The sequence below is a fragment of the Neisseria sp. 27098_8_158 genome (genome assembly GCF_041433145.1).
GTDB classification, from domain to species: Bacteria; Pseudomonadota; Gammaproteobacteria; order Burkholderiales; family Neisseriaceae; genus Neisseria; species Neisseria subflava_E.
In genome coordinates, this window is the sequence record NZ_JAPWAZ010000003.1 from 49599 (window position 1) to 71851 (window position 22253).

Below are 22253 nucleotides of genomic sequence, written 5' to 3' on the forward strand. Positions count from 1 at the left end.
CAAGCAAACCGTGTCTGTCATGTCCGACAGACAATTGTTTTCAATCTATTTATTTATCGGAGCATTAAGACATGACCATCCGCCCTTTACACGACCGCGTAGTCGTCAAACGCTTAGAAGCTGAAGAAAAAACCGCCTCCGGCATCGTTTTGCCGGGTGCGGCTGCTGAAAAACCCGACATGGGCGAAGTAATCGCCGTGGGTGCGGGCAAAATCGGTAAAGACGGCGCGCGCCGTCCGCTGGATGTCAAAGTCGGCGACAAAGTGATCTTCGGCAAATACAGCGGCCAAACTGTAAAAGCCGACGGCGAAGAGCTGTTGGTAATGCGTGAAGAAGACATCTTCGGTATCGTTGAATAATTGTTGAATTAAGTTTCAGAACCAAAGGCCGTCTGAATCAAACATGAAGTTTTCAGACAGCCTCAAACAGATTTTTAATATTGATTTGGAGAATTTAAATGGCAGCAAAAGACGTACAATTCGGCAATGAAGTTCGCCAAAAAATGGTAAACGGCGTCAATGTATTGGCAAACGCCGTACGCGTAACTTTGGGCCCTAAAGGCCGCAACGTGGTACTCGACCGCGCTTTCGGCGGCCCGCACATCACTAAAGACGGTGTGTCTGTTGCAAAAGAAATCGAATTGAAAGACAAATTCGAAAACATGGGCGCGCAAATGGTGAAAGAAGTTGCTTCTAAAACCAACGATGTAGCCGGTGACGGTACCACTACTGCAACCGTATTGGCGCAATCCATCGTTGCCGAAGGCATGAAATACGTTACCGCAGGCATGAACCCGACCGACCTGAAACGCGGTATCGATAAAGCCGTTGCCGCTTTGGTTGACGAGCTGAAAAACATCGCCAAACCTTGCGATACTTCTAAAGAAATCGCCCAAGTCGGCTCTATTTCCGCCAACTCTGACGAACAAGTCGGCGCGATTATCGCTGAAGCGATGGAAAAAGTCGGCAAAGAAGGCGTGATTACCGTTGAAGACGGCAAGTCTTTGGAAAACGAGCTGGACGTAGTTGAAGGTATGCAGTTCGACCGCGGCTACCTGTCTCCTTACTTCATCAATGACGCTGAAAAACAAATCGCTGCTTTGGACAATCCGTTTGTATTGTTGTTCGACAAAAAAATCAGCAACATCCGCGACCTGTTGCCTGTTTTGGAACAAGTGGCCAAAGCCAGTCGTCCGCTGTTGATTATCGCTGAAGACGTAGAAGGCGAAGCCTTGGCAACTTTGGTGGTGAACAACATCCGCGGTATTCTGAAAACCGTTGCCGTTAAAGCCCCTGGCTTCGGCGACCGCCGCAAAGCCATGTTGCAAGACATCGCCATCCTGACCGGCGGTGTGGTGATTTCCGAAGAAGTCGGCCTGTCTTTGGAAAAAGCGACTTTGGACGACTTGGGTCAAGCCAAACGCATCGAAATCGGTAAAGAAAACACCACCATCATCGACGGCTTCGGCGACGCTGCCCAAATCGAAGCGCGTGTTGCTGAAATCCGCCAACAAATCGAAACCGCAACCAGCGAATACGACAAAGAAAAACTGCAAGAGCGTGTTGCCAAACTGGCAGGCGGTGTGGCAGTGATCAAAGTCGGTGCCGCTACCGAAGTGGAAATGAAAGAGAAAAAAGACCGCGTGGAAGACGCGCTGCACGCTACCCGCGCAGCCGTTGAAGAAGGCGTGGTTGCCGGCGGCGGCGTAGCCCTGTTGCGTGCCCGTGCCGCTTTGGAAAACCTGCACACCGGCAATGCCGACCAAGACGCAGGCGTACAAATCGTATTGCGCGCCGTTGAGTCTCCGCTGCGCCAAATCGTTGCCAACGCAGGCGGCGAACCTAGCGTGGTTGTGAACAAAGTATTGGAAGGCAAAGGCAACTACGGTTACAACGCAGGCTCCGGCGAATACGGCGACATGATTGAAATGGGCGTACTCGACCCTGCCAAAGTAACCCGTTCTGCGCTGCAACACGCCGCATCTATCGCCGGCCTGATGCTGACTACAGACTGCATGATCGCTGAAATCCCTGAAGAAAAACCTGCTATGCCTGATATGGGTGGCATGGGTGGTATGGGCGGCATGATGTAAGGTCGTCTGAAACCTTCAGACAAAAAGCAAAACCGCACGGTAATCAGCCGTGCGGTTTTTTATTTGCAGTAGAGGCGTGAGATGGGATAGAGATAGTTGTAGAGAAATAAGGGCAGCCAGTTCCATTGAATCAGAAGCAATCAAATAAACTTCATCATCAAAAAAAGGCCGTCTGAAACTTTATTTTGCGTTTCAGACGGCCTGCTTAATGATCTAAACCGTTACTTTTTGTTTGAACGGCTGTATCGGACAGCTTGAGACAAGATTTCTTCAATTTCTATCCACATAATACATCCTTACAGCAAACCAGGTTGACCTAAAGCCGGGTCATTGGCTCGTGCCGCTTGGGCATCTTCGACAGTCAGTCCAAGGGCTTTGGCTACGCCTTCGCCGTATGCCGGGTCGCAACGGTAGCAGTTGCGGATATGGCGGTATTTGATGAAGTCTGGTGCATCGCCCATGGCTGCGGCGGTGTTGTCGAACAAAGCCTGTTTCTGTGCGTCGCTCATCAGCTTAAACAAGGTACGCGGTTGGCTGAAATAGTCGTCATCGTCTTGGCGGTAGTCCCAGTGCGCCGCGTCACCGTTGATTTTCAAAGGGGGCTCGGCGAAGTCGGGTTGTTGCTGCCATTGGCCGAAGCTGTTGGGTTCGTAGTGCGGCAGGCTGCCGTAGTTGCCGTCGGCGCGACCTTGCCCGTCGCGCTGGTTGCTGTGAACAGGGCAACGTGGGCGGTTGACAGGGATTTGGCGGAAGTTTACGCCCAAACGGTAGCGCTGCGCATCGGCGTAATTGAACAAACGCGCTTGCAGCATTTTGTCGGGACTGGGGCCGATACCGGGAACGAGGTTGCTCGGTGCGAAGGCGGATTGTTCCACATCGGCGAAGAAGTTTTCGGGATTGCGGTTTAACTCAAATTCGCCCACTTCAATCAGCGGATAGTCTTTTTTCGGCCAAACTTTGGTCAGGTCGAAGGGATGATACGGCACTTTTTCCGCGTCTGCTTCAGACATGACTTGGATGTACATCGTCCATTTCGGGAACTCGCCGCGTTCGATGGCTTCGTACAGGTCGCGCTGGTGGCTTTCGCGGTCGTCGGCGATGATTTTTGCAGCTTCTTCGTTGGTCAGGTTTTTAATCCCTTGCTGGCTGCGGAAATGGAATTTTACCCAAAAACTCTCGCCCGCTTCGTTCCAGAAGCTGTATGTATGCGAACCGAAGCCGTGCATATGGCGGTAGCTGGCAGGGATGCCGCGGTCGCTCATGACGATGGTGACTTGGTGCAGGGCTTCGGGCAGCAGCGTCCAGAAGTCCCAGTTGTTCGTGGCGGAGCGCATATTGGTGCGCGGGTCGCGTTTGACGGCTTTGTTCAGGTCGGGGAATTTATGCGGGTCGCGCAGGAAGAACACGGGCGTGTTGTTGCCGACCATATCCCAGTTGCCTTCTTCGGTATAAAACTTCAACGCAAAGCCGCGGATGTCGCGTTCTGCATCGGCTGCGCCGCGCTCGCCTGCCACGGTAGTGAAACGGGCGAACATTTCGGTTTTCTTGCTGACTTCGCTGAAGATTTTGGCGCGGGTGTATTTTGTGATGTCGTGTGTCACGGTAAACGTACCGAACGCGCCCGAACCTTTGGCGTGCATACGGCGTTCGGGGATAACTTCGCGCACGAAGTCGGCAAGTTTTTCATTCAGCCATAAGTCCTGCGCCAGCAGTGGGCCGCGTGGACCTGCGGTCAGGCTGTTTTGATTGTCGGCAACAGGCGCGCCATTGTTCATGGTCAGGTGGGTTACAGGGCATTTAGAGACGGTCATGATGATTTCCTTTGTGAAATGGTCAGTGGTTTATAAAACGATTTGCCGAAAAGCATATTCGTAGCCGGTTTCTTGGTATTCATAAATTTCTTGTATCGACATTTGTTTTTCATTTTATTTAAACTATAAAAAGAACTATACAGAAAGGTTTTGACTATTGGAACTATGACTTCAATTTAATATTGTTATTATCAATTGAAATTTTATTTTTGTTAGATTTTTATTATCGAATAAACATGTTAAACAAAAAGGCCGTCTGAAACTGTTTTCAGACGACCTTTTTGTATCTCCGTTCGCATTAAAGCTTGCGCATCATCATCATGAAATATGCGCCGCCTATGAGCGTGGCCATCATTCCGGCGGGGACTTCGTAAGGGAACATTACCTGCCTGCCCAGCCAGTCGGCCGTCATCATAACCGATGCGCCGATGAGTGCGGCGGCGGCAAGTTGCTGTTTGGGCAGGCGTGCACCGAGCATACGTGCCAGATGCGGCGCAAGCAGTCCGACGAAGCTCAAGGGGCCGATAAGCAGTGTGGATAAGGCGGTTAACGCTGCGCTTGAGACGATCAGCACCAGCTGTGCGAGGGGGACGTTGATGCCGACGGAGCGGGCGATTGTTGCGTTCAGGCTGAGCAGTCCGAGCCAGCGTTGCAGCGTGAGGATGAGGAGGAGCGAGGCGGCGGCGAGGAGGCCGACGGTAAGGGCGGATTCGGGTGTTGCCTGATAGGTCGAACCTGACATCCACAATAAAAGCAGTTGTACGCGGAAATCGCCGGTTGCCATCCAAATGCGGATGGCGGCATCGGCGAGTGCGGCCAGCGCCATGCCGGTAAGCAGGATTTTTTCGGGAGTAAATCCGTTTTTGCGGTTGAATAGCATCAACAGCCCCAAGGATACGAGAGCGGAAACGATACCTGTCAGCCAAAACCAGCCGCTGCCCGAGGTAATGCCGAACAGCATCACTACCGACATCGCGCCGAATGCCGTTCCAGAGCTGATGCCCAAGAGTTCGGGTCCCGCCATCGGGTTTTGCGTCAGCCTTTGCAGTATGACGCCGGTCAACGCGAGCATGGTGCCGGTGGCGGCGGCGAGCAGCACGCGCGGGTAGCGGAATACGAAATATTCCGGGTCTATGGTCAGGCGCAGGGTTTCGTCATAGCGTCCGACCGTAAACGCCAATACCGATACGGCGACGGCGATAAGCAGCAGAAAACGCAAGAGGTGCGGGACGTGCGGCGCGGCGGTTGAAATATCGGAGGTCGTCTGAAACGAAGGACGCGGAGGTGCTTTCGCCGTCAGCCACAACAAAAGCGGCGCGCCGACGAGGGCAGTTACAGCGCCGGCGGGCAGATCGGTGCCGCGGTAGTGTTTCAGCAGCATCAGGCCGTTGTCCGTCAGCATCAAAAGCAGTGCGCCGACGATGAAGGAACAAATCAGGCGCATGGACAGCGTGCGTACGCCCATTTGCCGCACCAGCGTCGCCGCCGCCAATCCGACAAAGCCCATCATGCCGACAAAGCCGACCACGCCCGCACTCAAAAATGCAGCAACCGCCAAAGACAGCAGACGGATTTTCTTCACCGGTATGCCTGCCGATTCCGCCTGCGTGTCGCCCAGGCTAATGATGTTTAACGGTTTGATTAAAAAGGCGGTAAGTATGGCGGCAACAGCAATCCGCCACAAAAGCCCCAACGTATCGCGCCAACTGTCCTGTACCAGGGAGCCGCTGCCCCACTGCATCACGCCGCGCGTCTCTTCGCTGAAAAACAGCATCACGATACCGGTGAGGGAACCCAGATACAGGCTGACCACCAAACCCGCCAGCACGACGCTGAGCGGTTGCAGGGAGCGCCGTGCCGACAGCCGCAATACCACACCCAAAGCCGCCGCTGCGCCGGCAAACGCCACGGCAGACGTGCCGTAGGCAAGGAAGGAAGGGGCGAACACGGTCGCCGCCACCAAAGCCGCCTGCGCGCCGCTGCTGACTGCCAGTGTACTGTCGGATGCGAGCGGATTGCGCATCAACTGCTGCATCAGCATGGTCGCCATCGCCGTACTGCCGCCCGCGAGCAGCGCCATCGCCATGCGGGGCAGGGTGTTGTTCTGCACCATCAGTGCATCCAAAGGCAGGCTGTCGGGACGGTCAAACAGCCGCAGCCACGGCAGCGTCCATTCCAGCTTCAATATCCAAAACGCCGTCAGCGCGCACGATATTGCCAACGAGGCGGCAAGGATAGGCAGGGGTCGTCTGAAAATCTTTACCATGCGGCTTCCTTTTGTGCGGACGGGTTTTCAGACGACATCGAACGCATCAGTTGCAAAGTGAAACGCTGCATGGACGGCAGTGCGCCGTAGCTCCACGACGGCTCGAAGATGCGGCGGTTTGCAGGGCGGCAGAACGGCAGGCGTTGCCAAAGCGCGCTTTTTTCGAGCGTTGCACGTGTATTTTGAGGATGCGGTTTGACGATGATTAGCAGCGTGTCCGGCGGCAGCTTTGCCAAATCTAAAAGCGTGATGTTTTCGAAACCCCATTCGTTGCTTTTGCCCGTCCAGGCATTGTTCAGCCCCAATTTGTCGAACACGGCCTGAAACAGCGAAGTCTTGCCGTAAATCCGCAAATGCCGCCCGTCGGCAAACTGCACCACCGCAAACGGGCGGCCGCGATATGCCGAAAGCGCGGGTTTGGCGCGGGCAAACAGGTTTTCCGTACCGGCAATCAGCTTTTCGGCAGCGGCAGGGTCGCCGATGATTTTACCCAGCCTGCGCGTGGCTTCGACTGTGTGGGCATATTCGATGCCTTTTGCCGTGCCGAAATCCACTTCGCGTACCGGGGCGATTTTTTCAAACTGGGACTTGGCGGCGGCATACCAGGAAGATTGCACGAAAAAATCAGGCTTTATCTGATACAGCCGCTCCAAATTCGGCTGGAAGCGCAGCCCCGCTTCCTTGACGGCAGCGGGCAGTGGCGGATGGTTCACCCAGGTATCGTACACGCGGCGGTCGGCAACGCTGACGGGCGGATGCCCCATCGCCGTCAGTGTTTCGGCGACCGTCCAGTCCGAAGTCGCCACACGCGGTGCGGCGGGTGCAGGCAGGGAAAACAGGAGGGCAGCGGTAAAAAACAGCCGTGCGGCAAGGCGGGGAATGTCGTCTGAAAAGCGGTGGGACATGAGCTTGGAAGGTCTTTCGGTTTTGAATAAAGGGTCGTCTGAAACATATCGGATACAGGTATTCCACAATGGTCTGTGATGTTATCCGGTTTGGATTCGGGCGGCGGATTTTATGGTCGGAACTTATGTGGCGGGACGGTTTGCCTGCGTCAAGGCAATGCCACGGGGCAACCGTTTTCAGGATGGGCGATGATGTTCATATCGACGCTGTAAATGTCTTTCAACACTTCTGCGGTCATAATGTCGGCGGGTTTGCCCGTTTTTAATAGCCGTCCCTGTTTGAGCGCGACCAGTTCATCGCAATACTGCGCCGCCAGATTAATATCGTGGATGACGATGATGACGCCCAAACCCAAATTGCGAGACAGCTTGCGCACCAGTGCCATCACGTCGATTTGGTGGGCGATGTCCAAAGCGGCAAGCGGTTCGTCCAGCAGCAAAAAGCGGCTTTGCTGCGCCAGGCACATCGCCAGCCAGACGCGCGAACGTTCGCCGCCCGACAGCGTATCGACGATTTGATCGGCAAATTTTTCCGTATGCGTCAGCCGCAACGCCTGTTCCACCGCCTGTCTGTCCGCATCGTTCGTGCGCCCTAAAAGCCCGCTCCAGGCATAACGCCCCATCATAACCAGCTCGCGCGCGGTCAGCGCGGTAGCGGCGGGCAGTTGCTGCGGAAGATAGGCGACTTCTTTGGCGTATGCGCGGGCGGAATAGGCGCGTATTTCTTTGTCGTTCAGCAATATCCTGCCGCCTGCGGGTTCATGCTGGCGGGTGAGCAGTTTCAACAGCGTGGACTTGCCCGAGCCGTTATGACCGATGAGGCCGTACACGCGGTTAGGGGAAAAGTTGACGCTGATGTCGTGCAGCAGCGAGCGGCCGGGTATGGCGAAGGTGGCGTTTTGGATTTGGAACACGTTTCAGACGACCTTTTAGTGGGTTTGACGTTATTCGGAGAAAGCGGCGGCGCAGCAAAATCTATTGCCCGTTGTCGGTGCCAATGCTACAAAGGCGGAGTTTTACGGCAGTTGTCCGAAAGCGTAGGGCAAAGTCGGACGCCCCAGGCTCCAAGGTCGTCTGAAAACGTTTCAGACGACCTTTGGACCGTTGGAGGCCGTTTGCCGCCCGTCCCTTAAAAATCGACCGAAGCCGACAGGGTGAAGCTGCGCGGTGCGCCGGCGTTCAGGTAGCCGCTGTTAGGGTATCCGCCGACGGATGCCCAGTATTTCTTGTTGGCAACATTATCGAGGCGGGCGCGGAAGGTGGCTTCGTGCCTGCCGATTTGGGTGTGGTAGCGCGCGCCGATGTCGAAGCGCGTCCAGCCGCCGACTTTAAGCGTATTGGCCGCATCGGCGTAGGAAGAACCTGTGTAAACCATGCGTCCGTCAAATGCCAAACCTTGCACTTTCGGCACTTCCCATTCCAAGCCAATGTTGGCTTGGGTTTTAGCCGCGCCGATGGTGCGTTTGCCGTCAGTTAAAGATGAGCCGGTAGATTTCTGCTTGGCATCGAGCAGGGTAATGCCGCCCAAGAGCCTCACACCTTGTGCGACTTCCCCATAAACGGTGATTTCCGCGCCCCGGTGGCGGTCTTTGCCTTCGGAGGTGAAGCGGGCGGTGTTGTTGCTTTCGGCAACGTAAAGCGAACGCGGTTTGTCGGTGTGGAACAGGGCCAATCCCGCGCCGAAGCCGTTGGCTTCAAATTTCGTGCCGATTTCTTTTTGTTTGGAAACATAGGGTTTGAGCGATTCGCCGGTATTGCTGACGGCGTAGACCCGGCCGTTGATGGAGGCAGTCGAGCCTGCAGTCGCGCCTTGTCCCAGGCTTTCGATGTAGTTGCCGTACACCGACCAATTCGGCGTGATGCGGTACACCGCGCCGGCGGCGGGACTGAGGCGCGATTTTTTGTAATTTTCGGTTTGTGCGCCCGTATTATAGGCGTAAGCCTTGTTATGCACTTGCTGCCAGCGCGCCCCGAGCATGAATTGCAGGCGTTTGTCCCAAAGGCTGAAGGTGTCACCCAAGGCGAAGCTGGTCAGGCGTGTTTTGCCGGTAACAGCAGGATTGCCCATGTCGTTGCCCGAATACAGCGGGTTGGCGGCTGCGGGTTGCGGATAGTGGGACGGGTTGTAGAGGTTGGTCGTATATTTGTTGCCCCAATCCATGATGTAAGCGTTTTTGCGCGAGGATTGGAACCGGTTGGCGGCGGCGGTCCATTCGTGCTCTACCGCGCCCGTATTGAATTTGCCGCGCAAACCGATTTCGCCCGTGTCGATTTTATCCTTACGCGCGTTGTCAAAGCGGTAAATCGATCCGTTGCCGTTGACATTGCCGACAGTCAGGTTTGCCAGAGAATTGTTTTCCTTGCTGCGGCGGAAGCCGTAGGCGGCGTAGGCAGTCAGGTTGTCGTTGAAATCGTATTCGCCGCGCATTGTGCCGAACCAGTCGCGCTCGTTGGAATACGTCCACGGCTGTGCCCAGTTGGACGAGGCATCAGGCGCGGTCGGCACGGCGGTCAGGCCTGACAGGGTAACATTGGTACGCGTGGCTTTGAGCTTGTTGTCCTGCCAGCCCAAATCGGCGGACAGGCGGGCATTTTCATTGCGCCAGTCTAGGCCGACATTGACCAGGCTGAGTTTGGACTTTTCGTCGTCTATTGCGGTTTTGCCGTTATGGTGCGCCGCATTGACGCGCACGCCGAATTCCTGATTTTGTCCGAAACGGCGCGCCACGTCCGCCGCCAAACCACCGCGTTTCCCCGCGCCGTAATTGGCAGTCAGCCGGTTCAATCCTTCATTGGACGCGCGTTTGGGCAATACGGATACCGTGCCGCCGATATTGTTGCCGCCCGGCGCCATGCCGTTTAAGAAGGCGGATGCGCCGCGCTGGACTTCCACGCGTTCAAAAAGCTCGGTGGCGATGTATTGGCGCGGCAGGATGCCGTAAAGGCCGTTGTACATGGTATCGTCCGATTCGGCGGCAAAGCCGCGTATGAAATACGCTTCCTGAAAATTGCCGTAACCGCGCGCAACGCGGACGGTCGGGTCGTTTTGCAGTACGTCGCCGACGCTGCGCGCATGTTTGTCCTGAATCAGCCTATTGGTGTAAGCAGTATTAGAGAACGGCGATTCTAGGTTTTTTTTATTGCCCAAAATACCCACGCGGCTGCCGCGCGCCACCTGTCCGCCCTTAAATGCAGGAATCAAACCGCCCTTGGATGCGTCCGCGCTGGCGGTTACGGTGATGGTTTCGAGTTCGGCGATTTCTCGGTCTTGGGGTTCGTCTGAGGCAAATGCCGCTGAAACGGCAAGGAGGGAGAGGCTGAGGATGCTGAGTCTGGAAGCGGGCTTAGTCATTTGTATTTTCTTTCAAAAGTCGATCGTAACGGTTAATTTTAAAAGAAAATTAATTTCATTTCAAAAAAAAATAAATAAATAAATGACAAAAGGTCGTCTGAAACTGTTTTCAGACGACCTTTTGACTGAATGGCTATCCTCTTTACCGTTTACGCCGCATCGTACAAACCGCGCACCACCCTGCCGATGGCGGCGATGCCTTTTTCCAGCATTTCCGCGTCCTGCGCGATACTCATGCGGATGCACTCGCGGGCGTGTGGGTAATCTTGCGTGTCGATGCCGACAAAGAAATGTTCGCCCGGAATAATCAGCGTGCCTTCGGCTTTGAGCATTTCGTACAAGGTTTGCGACGAAACAGGCAGGTTTTCAAACCAAAGCCACAAGAAAATCGCGCCTTCGGGCTTGTGGATTTTCAGCGGATACGCGCCCAGCTGCGCCATTTCGCCGTCGGTCAGCACGTTGCCGGTCGGGTTGGTCGGACGTGAACAGCAAATCGTGCCGATTTTGCCTGCTTTGAGTTCGGGCAGGCTCTCCAGCGCGTAAAAGTCCACGCGGTATTTGAAGAAGCCTGCTTCGCCTTAAAAAAGGCCGTCTGAAACTTTATTTTGCGTTTCAGACGGCCTGATTTTTAGTCAAAACAAGGGATTATTTATCCTGTTTGGCTTTGCGTTCTTCCAGCCAGTGTTCCAAGTAGTGGATGCTGACGCCACCTTTTTGGAAGCCTGGGTCGCTGAACAAGTCGCGGTGCAGCGGCGTATTGGTTTTGATGCCGGTAATCGCCAGCTCATTGAGGGCAACACGCATTTTGGCCATGGCTTGGTCGCGGTCTTTACTGACGACACAGACTTTGCCGATCAGGCTGTCGTAGTAAGGAGGGATGCGGTAGCCTTGGTAAATATGGCTGTCGACGCGGACGCCGAAGCCGCCGGGCAAGTGGCAGCTTTCAATCAGGCCCGGGCTTGGAATGAAGTTGTACGGGTCTTCGGCGTTGATACGGCACTCAAATGCGTGGCCTTCAACTTGGATGTCTTCCTGTTTGTATTGCAAAGGCAGGCCGGATGCGATGCGCAATTGCTCTTGGACGATGTCCACGCCGGTGATGAGTTCGGTAACCGGATGCTCAACCTGAACGCGTGTGTTCATCTCGATAAAGAAGAATTCGCCGTCTTCGTACAGGAATTCAAACGTACCTGCGCCACGATAGCCGATGCGTTTGCAAGCGTCGGCACAGGCATTGCCGATTTTGGCGCGTTCTTCTTCAGTAATGAACGGAGCCGGTGCTTCTTCGATGACTTTTTGGTGGCGGCGCTGCATGGAGCAGTCGCGCTCGGCGAGGTAGATGGCGTTGCCGTGTTCGTCGGCAATCACTTGGATTTCGACGTGGCGCGGACGCTGCAGATAGCGTTCCATGTAAACCATCGGGTTGCCGAATGCCGCGCCTGCTTCGGCTTTGGTCATTTCAACAGACTGGAGGAGGTCTTCTTTTTTCTCGACGACGCGCATACCGCGACCGCCGCCGCCGCCGGAGGCTTTGATAATGACGGGATAACCGACTTTATCGGCAATTTTGAGGATTTCATCGCCGTCGTCTGGCAATGCGCCTTCAGAGCCGGGAACGCAAGGCACGCCGGCTTCAATCATGGCGTGTTTGGCGGATACTTTGTCGCCCATCAGACGGATGGTGTCGGCTTTAGGGCCGATGAAGACAAAGCCGGATTGTTCGACTTGTTCGGCAAAATTGGCGTTTTCGGCGAGGAAGCCGTAGCCGGGGTGGATACCGTCGGCTTCGGTTACTTCGGCAGCTGCGATGAGGGCGGGAATGTTGAGGTAGCTTTGTGCGGATGCGGCAGGGCCGATGCACACGGATTCGTCGGCGAGTTTGACGTGCAGGCTGTCTTTGTCGGCTTCGGAATGGACGGCGACGGTGGCGATGCCCATTTCACGGCAGGCACGCAGGACGCGCAGGGCGATTTCGCCCCGGTTGGCGATCAATACTTTTTTCAGCATGATAATCTTTCCGGATGGTTCAGACGGCCTATTGTCGGCCGCCTAATGCGTTGCGGATTTTTTGGTCAGTTTTGTATTGGCTCAAAGCGTAAACCGACCACATGGCTGCCGGTATCCAGCCAACCAGCGTACATTGCAGAATCAGACAGATGATGCCTGCAAACGGACGGCCGATGGTGAAAAACTGCAGCCATGGCAAGAAAATAGCCAAAATCAGACGCATGGTTTGTCCTTAATGAACAGAAAAAGGAATTTCAGACGGCCTTAAAGATAAAGGCCGTCTGAAAAAACGGATTATTCAATGATGAAGAGCGGCTCGCCGTATTCGACCGGAGTACCGTTTTCAACCAGAATTTCTTTAACGACACCGGATTTCTCGGCTTCGATTTCGTTCATCAGCTTCATGGCTTCGATGATGCACAAAGTATCGCCGGCTTTAACCTGTTGGCCGACTTCGACGAAAGCGGCTGCGTTCGGGCCGGGGGCGCGGTAGAATGTACCGACCATAGGCGATTTTTGCGCGTTGGACAAATCGCGAGCGGCAGGGGCGGCGGCTGGAGCGGCTGCGGCCGGAGCAGCTGCAGGGGCGGCAACCGGAACGGCTGCGGCAGGTGCCGGAGCAGCATAAATAGGAGCTGCGGCGGCAGTGGTGCGCGTAATGCGGACTTTTTCTTCGCCTTCGGTAACTTCAATTTCTGCAATGCCTGATTCTTCGACCAAATCAATCAGTTTTTTTAATTTACGCAAATCCATTGCTTTTCCTTTTTAGCGCGGCATAAAGTGCATATTGGGTATGCGCCGCTGTGGTTTTAGATGATTTCCTGAGACGTCGGAAGGCGGGTTTGCCATCCGGCGTTTAAATAATGTCGGAACAGGGCGGAGCCTGAGAAATGAATCTGGTTATTTTCCCGAACTTGTCGGTAAATGTCCAGTAAAAGATAGAAAAAAGGCGTTTTTCGGCGAAAAAAGAAAGGAACGCTGGTTTTCGTTAAAAAGTGATTTTTTCAAGAGCGTTTATTCTAATTTATTGGTTTTTCGACAAAACATGCCGTCTGAAAACCAACTTTGCGCGTATAATGGCGCCTGTTTTTTTTAAATTATGCACGACAATGGATATTTCCGATTTTGATTTTGAATTGCCCGAAAAACTGATTGCCCAGCATCCGCCGGAAGTGCGCGGCAGCAGCAGGCTTCTGGTTGCCTTGCCTACATTGCCGATTGAAGACAAACATTTCGGCGATTTACCCGATTATGTCGCACCGGGCGATGTGCTGGTGTTTAACAATACCAAAGTGATGAAGGCACGCCTGTTCGGCCAAAAAGCCAGCGGCGGCAAAATCGAAGCCCTGATTGAACGAGTATTGGACGCGCACACCGCATTGGCGCACATCCGCTCGTCCAAATCGCCGAAACCGGGTACAGAATTGATTTTTGAAGGCGATATCCGTGCCGTCATGATGGAGCGCGCGGAGGAATTGTTTTGCCTGAAATTTGAAGGTGAGCAAACTGTTTACGAACTTTTGGAGCAAAACGGCCATCTGCCTTTGCCGCCTTATATCGAACGCGCGGCCGATGATGAAGACGACAGCCGCTATCAGACCGTGTACGCCAAGTATCAAGGCGCAGTGGCCGCGCCGACGGCAGGTTTGCACTTTACCGATGAGTTGTTGGGCCGTCTGAAAGCCAAAGGCGTAGAAACTGCGGAAGTCACCCTGCACGTCGGTGCCGGCACATTCCAACCCGTGCGCGTCGATAAAATTGAAGAACACAAAATGCACAGCGAGTGGTCTGACGTACCGGTCGAGACTGTTGCCGCCGTTGAAGCCGCCAAAGCGCGCGGCAATAAAGTGTGGGCAGTGGGTACAACCTCCATGCGCGCCTTGGAATCCGCTGCACGCGAAACAGGCCGTCTGAAAGCCGGTCGCGGCGATACCGATATTTTTATTACGCCGGGTTACCGCTTCAATGTTGCCGACCGCTTGATTACCAACTTTCACCTGCCCAAATCAACCTTACTGATGCTCGTCAGCGCGTTTTCGGGCATGGAGCATATCCGCAGCGTTTACCGCCATGCGGTGGAACAGGAATACCGCTTTTTCAGCTATGGCGATGCGATGATTTTAGGGAAAGCGGAATAAAGCGGAAGCGGATTGGAGCGTTTTAAACTGGTTATTTGGGATTGTCCCGAATCCGAATCAGTTGGAACGCTCTATTAAAACACGCGAAGTTGTTGGGATTTGAGTTGTAAGAAACAAAGTACAAAAACAAAAAGGCCGTCTGAAAATAGTTTTTCAGACGGCCTTTTATCTTTCCATGCTTAGGCATCGATGTTTTGTGCCAGCAGGGCGTTGTTTTCGATGAAGGCACGGCGCGGTTCGACTTCGTCGCCCATCAGGGTTACGAACACTTCGTCGGCGGCGATGGCGTCTTCGATGCGGACTTTCAGGAGGCGGCGGACGGTAGGATCCATCGTGGTTTCCCAAAGTTGTTCTGGATTCATCTCACCCAAGCCTTTGTATCGTTGGATGGACATGCCTTTTTGGGCAACGCTCATCAAGATGTCCAAAGCGGCTTCAAAGCTGTCGATGTCGTATTCGTTGTCGCCTTTGTAGAGCTTCGCCCCTTTGCCGACCATGCCTTTGAGTGCGGCGGCGGTTTGGGTAAGGGTTTGGTAGGCTTTGCTGTTGAGGAACTTAGGCTCTAGGTAGCTCACCATCACATTGCCGTGCAGCTTGCGTGTGATTTTGATGAACTGGTGTCCTTCGTGGCCTTCGATGCGTTCGAGTGCGACTTCTTTTTCGTCCAAGAGGCCGCTCAATTCGGCAACGGCGCGGTCTGCGCTTTCTGCCGTGCTGAGATCGACCGGCGAAGCGTGCAGCATGGCATGCAGGACGAGTTCGTCAATGATGCGGCTTTCTTGCTCGATGACGGTTTTCGCCAACAGGAATTGTTTGGCGGTATTGGCAAGCTCTTCACCTTCGATGGTGCGGCCGTCTGAAACGATTTTGGCTTTTTCCAATGCCAAACCGAGCAGCCATTGGTCTTTTTCCAATTCGTCTTTGAGATAGCGCTCTTGTTTGCCGTATTTGGCTTTGTACAAAGGCGGCTGGGCGATGTAGATGTAGCCGCGTTCGACCAGCTCGGGCATTTGGCGGTAGAAGAAGGTCAGGAGCAGGGTGCGGATGTGCGCGCCGTCCACGTCGGCATCGGTCATGATGATGATGCGGTGGTAGCGCAGTTTTTCGGCATTGAATTCTTCTTTGCCGATGCCTGCGCCCAAAGCGGTAATCAGCGTGGCGACTTCTTGGCTGGCCAGCATTTTTTCAAAACGTGCTTTTTCGACGTTCAAAATTTTACCTTTAAGCGGCAAAATCGCTTGGAATTTGCGGTCGCGGCCTTGCATGGCGGAACCGCCTGCGGAGTCGCCCTCGACGAGGTAGAGTTCGGACAGGGCAGGGTCTTTTTCTTGGCAGTCGGCAAGTTTACCCGGCAGGCCCAAGCCGTCCATCACGCCTTTGCGGCGGGTAATTTCGCGTGCTTTGCGGGCGGCTTCGCGAGCGCGCGCAGCATCGACGATTTTGCTGGTGATGATTTTGGCTTCGGTCGGGTTTTCTTCAAGGAAGTCGGTCAAGGCTTGGTTGATAACTTCGTTGACAACGGGGCCGATTTCGCTGGAAACCAGTTTGTCTTTGGTTTGCGATGAGAATTTCGGGTCGGGCAGTTTGACGGACAAAACGCAGGTCAGGCCTTCGCGCATATCGTCGCCGGCGGTTTCCACTTTAGCTTTTTTGGCGACTTCGTTGGCTTCGATATAGTTGTTGATGGTACGGGTCATCACTTGGCGTAATGCGGTCAGGTGCGTACCGCCGTCGCGCTGAGGGATGTTGTTGGTGAAGCACTGCACGCTTTCTTGGTAGCTGTCGTTCCATTGCATCGCGCATTCCACGCTCATGCCGTCTTTTTCGCCGAACGCGTAGAAGATTTTTTCGTGCAACGGCGTTTTTTTGCGGTTCATGTATTGCACGAAGCCGGCCACGCCACCGGAGAGGGCGAAGCTTTCGTGTCTGCCGTCGCGTTCGTCGATCAGCTCGATATCTACGCCGTTATTCAGGAAGGAGAGTTCGCGGATGCGTTTGGCAAGGGTGTCGAAGCTGTATTCGACATTGCCGAAGGTTTCGCTGCTGGCAAGGAAGCGTACGGTTGTACCTTTTTTGTCGGAATCGCCGACGACCTTCAACGGCTCTTCGGTTTCGCCGCGTACGAAGCGGACGAAGTGTTCTTTGCCGTCACGGTAGATGGTCAGCGTTACCCAGTCGGACAGCGCGTTGACGACGGATACGCCCACGCCGTGCAAGCCGCCGGAGATTTTGTAGCTGTTGTTGTCGAATTTGCCGCCTGCGTGCAAGACGGTCATGATGACTTCGGCGGCGGAGCGGCCTTCTTTCGGGTGGATGCCGGTCGGCATGCCGCGGCCGTTGTCGGCCACGCTGACGGAATTGTCGGCATGGATGGTTACGGTGATTTTGTCGCAATGGCCGGCGAGCGCTTCGTCAATGGCGTTGTCGAGCACCTCGAACACCATGTGGTGCAGGCCGCTGCCGTCCTGCGTGTCGCCGATATACATACCGGGGCGTTTGCGTACCGCTTCCAAGCCTTCCAGCACTTGTATGCTGTCGGCGCCGTATTCTTCGTGTTTTTGGTCAGTCATGGTCTTTTCTTGCTGAATTTCAAGGAATTTTTCCGTGAGCGCGATGAAATGTCAAACGGGCGCGGCGGATGTGTTCCGAAAGGTCAAAATAATAGGCAATTATACCTGATTTTGCTGGAATATTCAGCGTTTTAAGTGCAAAAAGGCCGTCTGAAAGATTAAATTTCAGACGGCCTTTGTATCGGAAAACAGGTTTAGCGTTTGACGCCGCTCAATCGCGCCCAGCCTTCTTCGATTTCGGCAGGCTCAATGTCGAACCATTGGTTGTAAATGTCGCTGAGTTCTTCGACTTGTTCGTCCAAAAGGCCGGACAAGACAATGCGGCCGCCTTGTTTGGTGCGTGCGGCAAGCATTTCGCCGAGCATACGCAACGGGTTGGCCAGAATGTTGGCGACAACGACATCAAATTGGCCTTGCGGCAGGCCGTCCGGCAGGTAGAACTGTGCGTCGACGTTGTTTTGCGCGGCATTGTCTTTGCTGGCGCGGATGGCTTGTTCGTCAATGTCTACGCCGATGGCGGAGCCTGCGCCGAGTTTGAGGGCGGCAATGGCCAAAATGCCTGAGCCGCAGCCGTAGTCCAATACTCTTTCGCCGCCTTTGAGCTGCGTGTCCAGCCATTTGAGGCAGAGACGTGTGGTCGGATGGCTGCCTGTGCCGAAGGCAAGGCCCGGGTCGAGTTGCAGGTTGACGGCGTTGCCGTTGGGCGCTTCGTGCCAAGACGGGGTAATCCACAGGCGCTCGGAAATTTGAATTGGGTCGAATTGCGCTTGGGTCAGGCGTACCCAGTCTTGATCTTCAAGGATTTCGCCGGTGTATTTCAAATCGTTCAAACCGCATTCCTGCGCGGCGGCTTCGATAATGGAAGCGGCATCGTCGCTTTCGCCGAAAAGGGCGATGACTTTGCTTTGTTGCCAGATTTGCTCGGTCGGCATGCCCGGCTCGCCGAAAATGGCCTGCTCGTTTTCTGTACCGGCGTAGGCATCTTCAATGGCGGCGGACAATGCGCCGTGTTCCATCAGCGTGTCGGCAAGGCGTTCGGCGACGGCATCGTTGACGTTGATGGTGATTTGTTGATAGGACATGGTGGGGCTTTCTTTTTTAATAAGGCCGTCTGAAAATCGACGTTGTGCTTTCAGACGGCCTTGTAAGGTATGAAACCTGATGATGCGGGTTTATCGGTTTTTCAAACCCAGTACGTCTTGCATATCGTACAGACCTTTTTTGCCGTTTGCCCAAACTGCGGCGCGTACAGCACCGGCGGCAAAGGTCATGCGGCTGCTGGCCTTGTGGGTGATTTCCACGCGCTCGCCGTCAGTGGCGAAGAGGGCGGTGTGGTCGCCGACGATGTCGCCTGCGCGGACGGTGGCAAAACCGATGGTGGACGGATCGCGCGGACCGGTGTGGCCTTCGCGGCCGTAAACGGCGCATTCTTTGAGGTCGCGGCCGAGGGCGTCGGCAATGACTTCACCCATGCGTAACGCGGTGCCGCTTGGGGCATCGACTTTGTGGCGGTGGTGGCCTTCGATGATTTCGATGTCGTAGCCTTCGTTTAACACGCGGGCGACGGTGTCGAGGATATGGAAGGTCAGGTTGACGCCGACGCTGAAGTTGGCTGCGAAAACAACGCCTGTTTTCTCGCCTGCGGCTTGGATGGCAGCTTTGCCTGCGTCGTCAAAACCGGTCGTGCCGATGATGATGTTGACGCCTTTTTCCACGCATTTTTGCAGGTGTTTCAGGGTTGGCTCGGGACGGGTAAAGTCGATAAGGACATCGCTTTGAGCCAAAACCGCATCTACGTCGTCTGAAATGGCGACGCCGGTTTTGAGGCCGGAGGCGAAGCCTGCATCCAAACCCAATACTTCTGAACCGGAATGCTCGAGTGCGCCGGAGAGGACGGCATCGGGATGGTTGTTGACCGCTTCAACCAAAACGCGGCCCATGCGGCCGTTGACGCCGGCAATGGCGATTTTCAATGCGCTCATGGGGCTTCCTTATTTCGCGTTGGTTTCGGTGGTCGGAACGACGTTTTGTCCGGCTTGAACGGCTTCGATGGATTTTTGGATGGCATCGCCTTCGGCGCGTGCGAGGACGTCGTTTTCAAAGTACAGGGTCAGGTTGCTTTGTTCTTTGATGATGCCGTTGCGGCTGGTGTTGAAAGTGTAATCCCAGCGGTCGGCGTGGAAGGCGTCGCGCAGGAGCGGCGTGCCGAGCAGCAGTTGGACTTGGTCGCGGGTCATACCTTGGCGCAGGGAAACCACGGCGCGGGGATTGAGCTCGTTACCTTGAATGATTTTAAGTTTGTAGGATGGAAAGTTGGATACGCGCTCGGCACTGCATGAGGCCAGACCTAAAATAGCGGCGATGGCAAGGCATAAGGCTTTATTCACGGGCTTACCTTTCTGTGTCATTTCGGGAAAGATGTTTATCATCGCTTGAATATTTTTAAAAAGCAAACGATAATCATCTTCTTAATTTTTCTTTTCGCCGATTTTCAATTGCAAGACCGGCGGCAGATTGCCGCCCTTTAACGGCCCAATAGTGGGCAAACGGGCGGAAAGTGCGTATTATAACGGTTATTACCTTACAGGGATATTGAATATTATGGAAAAATTCAGCAACATTGCGCAATTGAAAGACAGCGGTTTGAAAGTTACGGGTCCACGTTTGAAAATTTTGGACTTGTTTGAGACTCATGCCGAGGAGCATTTGAGTGCGGAAGATGTGTACCGTATCCTGTTGGAAGAGGGTGTGGAAATCGGCGTGGCGACGATTTACCGTGTGTTGACCCAGTTTGAACAGGCCGGCATTTTGCAACGCCACCATTTCGAAACCGGCAAAGCGGTTTACGAATTGGACAAAGGCGACCACCACGACCACATCGTCTGCGTGAAATGCGGCGAAGTAACCGAATTCCACAATCCGGAAATCGAAGCGCTGCAAGACAAAATCGCCGAAGAAAACGGCTACCGCATCGTCGACCACGCGCTGTATATGTACGGTGTATGCGGCGAATGCCAAACCAAAACCAAACGTTAAGCAGTTTGTATGTTGATTTTTCAGACGGCCTTGGGCATTTTCAGCCTAAGGCCGTCTGAAACTTTATGGGCTTTGCGATGAAGATTCCTTTACTTGCGCCACGGGATTATCGTTTCCCCGACCCGTCTTACGCATTAGATGAATGCGACGGCTTGGTTGGCGTCAGTGGCGATTTGGATACGGGGCGGCTGCTGTCGGCGTATGGGCAGGGGATTTTTCCGTGGTTTAGCCGCGATGGTTGGTTTTTCTGGTATGCGGTTGCGCCGCGAGCCGTAATTGTGCCGGAAAGCCTGCATATCGGCCGTTCGCTCGCCAAAACTTTGCGTCACAAGCCGTATCGGGTAACGGTCAACCACTGTTTTGAAAAAGTAATTGCCCATTGCGCCAATGTGCCGCGTCCGGAACAGGACGGAACGTGGATAGAACCTGCGTTTCAGACGGCCTATTTGAAGCTGCACCATCAGGGGCATGCGCATTCGTTTGAATGCTGGCTGCCGGATGAGCAAGGCGAAATGCAGTTGGCAGGCGGGTTTTACGGCGTGCAAATCGGCTGCGTGTTTTATGGCGAATCGATGTTTGCCTTGCGTCCCGATGCGTCAAAGATTGCATTTGCCCGCGCCGTACCGTTTTTGGCGGATTTGGGTGTTGCGCTGATAGACTGTCAGCAGGATACCGAACATATGCGCCGTTTCGGTTCGCAGTTGATGGATTTCGCCGACTTTCAGACGGCCTTGAAAGATTTGAACGCGAAACCGTTAAAGCGGGATACCGAATGCGGCGTGGTGGCTGAAAATCTGCTGCAAAAGATTGGCGGCGAAGATTGATTTATCGGCACGGTGTGTCGGCAGAATCGACAGTTTGCATATTGCGGCTGGGAAACCGGTTGGAAAATAAATGTCATTCAATTCACTTGAACAGGCCGTCTGAAAATCTTGGCTTAGCCGAAATCCTGCCGTGTAACGCTCGGCGCTAATCATGTTAATAGCTGACGAAATCGCTTTTACATGGCAAAATAACGAGTTAAATATTTGTAATAGGGTAGCCTGAAGAGGTTTCAGACGGCCCGGATCTCTTGAAGGAATCAACATGTCTTTGCAAAACATCATTGAAACGGCTTTTGAAAACCGTGCCGAAATCAATCCGAATACCGTTACCCCAGAAGTGCGTGAAGCGGTTTTGGAAACCATTCATCAACTCGACTCCGGCAAACTGCGCGTTGCCGAGCGTTTGGGCGTGGGCGAATGGAAAGTCAACGAATGGGCGAAAAAAGCCGTATTGCTGTCTTTCCGCATTCAGGACAATGAAATCCTCAACGACGGTGTGAACAAATACTTCGACAAAGTACCGACTAAATTTGCCGATTGGTCTGAAGACGAATTCCGCAGCGCAGGTTTCCGTGCAGTTCCGGGTGCCGTTGCCCGTCGTGGCAGCTTTGTGGCGAAAAATGTCGTGTTGATGCCCTCTTATGTCAATATCGGCGCATACGTTGACGAAGGTGCGATGGTCGATACTTGGGCGACTGTCGGCTCTTGCGCGCAAATCGGTAAAAACGTGCACTTGAGTGGCGGCGTCGGCATCGGCGGCGTACTTGAGCCTCTGCAAGCCAGCCCGACCATTATTGAAGACAACTGCTTCATTGGAGCGCGTTCTGAAATCGTTGAGGGCGTGATTGTCGAAGAAGGCAGCGTGATTTCTATGGGCGTGTTCATCGGTCAATCCACCAAAATCCTTGACCGTACTACCGGCGAAATCTATCAAGGCCGCGTGCCGGCTGGTTCGGTTGTCGTATCTGGCAGCATGCCTTCCAAAGACGGCAGCCACAGCCTCTACTGCGCGGTTATCGTCAAACGCGTGGACGCGCAAACCCGTGCGAAAACCAGCGTGAACGAATTGTTGCGCGGTATCTAATCGGATAACGATGACGCCGGCTGGAGGTGGGTGGAAAAGCCTGCTTTACGGTCGGGTTTGAACATAAAACAGGCAGAATATTCTGCCTGTTTTTTTATGGCTTAAAGGCCGTCTGAAGCGATTTCAGACGGCCTTTTGTTTTTGATGATAGATAAAAATCTCTGCCTG

The 22253-nt window shown here is 54.1% G+C and carries 18 protein-coding genes and 1 pseudogene; 6 read left to right on the plus strand and 13 right to left on the minus strand.

All coding sequences use genetic code 11. The annotated features are described in order from the left end of the window. Positions 1-71 precede the first annotated feature (71 nt). Complete coding sequence (gene groES, locus O3681_RS08540; RefSeq protein WP_003744509.1) at positions 72-359, plus strand: co-chaperone GroES; 288 nt, start codon at positions 72-74, stop codon at positions 357-359. A gap of 98 nt (positions 360-457) precedes the next feature. Continuing rightward, positions 458-2092: a chaperonin GroEL gene (gene groL / locus O3681_RS08545; protein ID WP_049322649.1), complete on the plus strand. Its 1635-nt coding sequence runs from the start codon at positions 458-460 to the stop codon at positions 2090-2092. Positions 2093-2388: 296 nt separating this feature from the next. Here groL and katA read toward each other — a convergent pair whose 3' ends face one another. The 9 genes and pseudogenes from katA to accB form a co-directional block, all read right to left on the minus strand. Further along, positions 2389-3903, minus strand: a complete 1515-nt coding sequence (gene katA / locus O3681_RS08550) for a catalase KatA (RefSeq protein ID WP_371459743.1) — start codon at positions 3901-3903, stop codon at positions 2389-2391. A 298-nt stretch (positions 3904-4201) separates the two neighbouring features. Then, complete coding sequence (gene fhuB / locus O3681_RS08555; protein WP_371459744.1) at positions 4202-6169, minus strand: Fe(3+)-hydroxamate ABC transporter permease FhuB; 1968 nt, start codon at positions 6167-6169, stop codon at positions 4202-4204. Next, entirely contained in the window at positions 6163-7074 is a 912-nt protein-coding gene (locus O3681_RS08560; RefSeq protein WP_371459745.1) for an iron-siderophore ABC transporter substrate-binding protein, read from the minus strand. The genes fhuB and O3681_RS08560 overlap by 7 nt, the downstream gene beginning before the upstream one ends. A gap of 149 nt (positions 7075-7223) precedes the next feature. Beyond that, complete coding sequence (locus O3681_RS08565) at positions 7224-7988, minus strand: ABC transporter ATP-binding protein (RefSeq protein WP_070826350.1); 765 nt, start codon at positions 7986-7988, stop codon at positions 7224-7226. A gap of 215 nt (positions 7989-8203) precedes the next feature. Beyond that, positions 8204-10426, minus strand: coding sequence for a TonB-dependent receptor (locus O3681_RS08570; protein ID WP_371459746.1), 2223 nt, complete (start codon positions 10424-10426; stop codon positions 8204-8206). 149 nt (positions 10427-10575) lie between these two features. After that, a pseudogene (locus O3681_RS08575) lies at positions 10576-11004 on the minus strand (valine--pyruvate transaminase); the annotation flags it as partial. 67 nt (positions 11005-11071) lie between these two features. Then, positions 11072-12433 carry an acetyl-CoA carboxylase biotin carboxylase subunit gene (accC, locus tag O3681_RS08580; protein WP_371459747.1) on the minus strand — a complete coding sequence of 454 codons (1362 nt, stop codon included), beginning with the start codon at positions 12431-12433 and terminating at the stop codon, positions 11072-11074. A 28-nt stretch (positions 12434-12461) separates the two neighbouring features. Further along, complete coding sequence (locus tag O3681_RS08585; protein ID WP_039862547.1) at positions 12462-12656, minus strand: YqaE/Pmp3 family membrane protein; 195 nt, start codon at positions 12654-12656, stop codon at positions 12462-12464. Positions 12657-12727: 71 nt separating this feature from the next. Beyond that, positions 12728-13186 (minus strand): acetyl-CoA carboxylase biotin carboxyl carrier protein, encoded by a 459-nt coding sequence (gene accB, locus O3681_RS08590; RefSeq protein WP_371459748.1) that lies wholly within the window; start codon positions 13184-13186, stop codon positions 12728-12730. 356 nt (positions 13187-13542) lie between these two features. Between accB and queA the strand changes: the two genes are divergently transcribed. Beyond that, positions 13543-14571, plus strand: coding sequence for a tRNA preQ1(34) S-adenosylmethionine ribosyltransferase-isomerase QueA (gene queA / locus O3681_RS08595; protein WP_371459749.1), 1029 nt, complete (start codon positions 13543-13545; stop codon positions 14569-14571). Positions 14572-14750: 179 nt separating this feature from the next. Here the strand turns inward: queA and gyrB are convergent, their stop codons facing one another. From gyrB to O3681_RS08615, 4 genes are all read right to left on the minus strand, one after another. Next, the gene (gyrB, locus tag O3681_RS08600) at positions 14751-17141 is read right to left on the minus strand and encodes a DNA topoisomerase (ATP-hydrolyzing) subunit B (RefSeq protein WP_150537159.1); all 2391 of its coding nucleotides are present in this window, start codon (positions 17139-17141) and stop codon (positions 14751-14753) included. A gap of 194 nt (positions 17142-17335) precedes the next feature. Next, positions 17336-18223 (minus strand): 50S ribosomal protein L11 methyltransferase, encoded by an 888-nt coding sequence (gene prmA / locus O3681_RS08605; RefSeq protein ID WP_371459750.1) that lies wholly within the window; start codon positions 18221-18223, stop codon positions 17336-17338. A 90-nt stretch (positions 18224-18313) separates the two neighbouring features. Further along, entirely contained in the window at positions 18314-19123 is an 810-nt protein-coding gene (dapB, locus tag O3681_RS08610; RefSeq protein WP_070504004.1) for a 4-hydroxy-tetrahydrodipicolinate reductase, read from the minus strand. 9 nt (positions 19124-19132) lie between these two features. Continuing rightward, positions 19133-19528 carry an outer membrane protein assembly factor BamE gene (locus O3681_RS08615; RefSeq protein WP_039862532.1) on the minus strand — a complete coding sequence of 132 codons (396 nt, stop codon included), beginning with the start codon at positions 19526-19528 and terminating at the stop codon, positions 19133-19135. A gap of 151 nt (positions 19529-19679) precedes the next feature. Between O3681_RS08615 and fur the strand changes: the two genes are divergently transcribed. The 3 genes from fur to dapD all read left to right on the plus strand — a co-directional run bounded on the left by fur (position 19680) and on the right by dapD (position 22085). After that, positions 19680-20177 carry a ferric iron uptake transcriptional regulator gene (fur, locus tag O3681_RS08620; protein ID WP_003682812.1) on the plus strand — a complete coding sequence of 166 codons (498 nt, stop codon included), beginning with the start codon at positions 19680-19682 and terminating at the stop codon, positions 20175-20177. A 77-nt stretch (positions 20178-20254) separates the two neighbouring features. Next, positions 20255-21001 carry a leucyl/phenylalanyl-tRNA--protein transferase gene (gene aat / locus O3681_RS08625; protein WP_371459751.1) on the plus strand — a complete coding sequence of 249 codons (747 nt, stop codon included), beginning with the start codon at positions 20255-20257 and terminating at the stop codon, positions 20999-21001. A gap of 262 nt (positions 21002-21263) precedes the next feature. Beyond that, positions 21264-22085, plus strand: coding sequence for a 2,3,4,5-tetrahydropyridine-2,6-dicarboxylate N-succinyltransferase (gene dapD / locus O3681_RS08630; RefSeq protein ID WP_003749076.1), 822 nt, complete (start codon positions 21264-21266; stop codon positions 22083-22085). Positions 22086-22253: the final 168 nt, after the last annotated feature.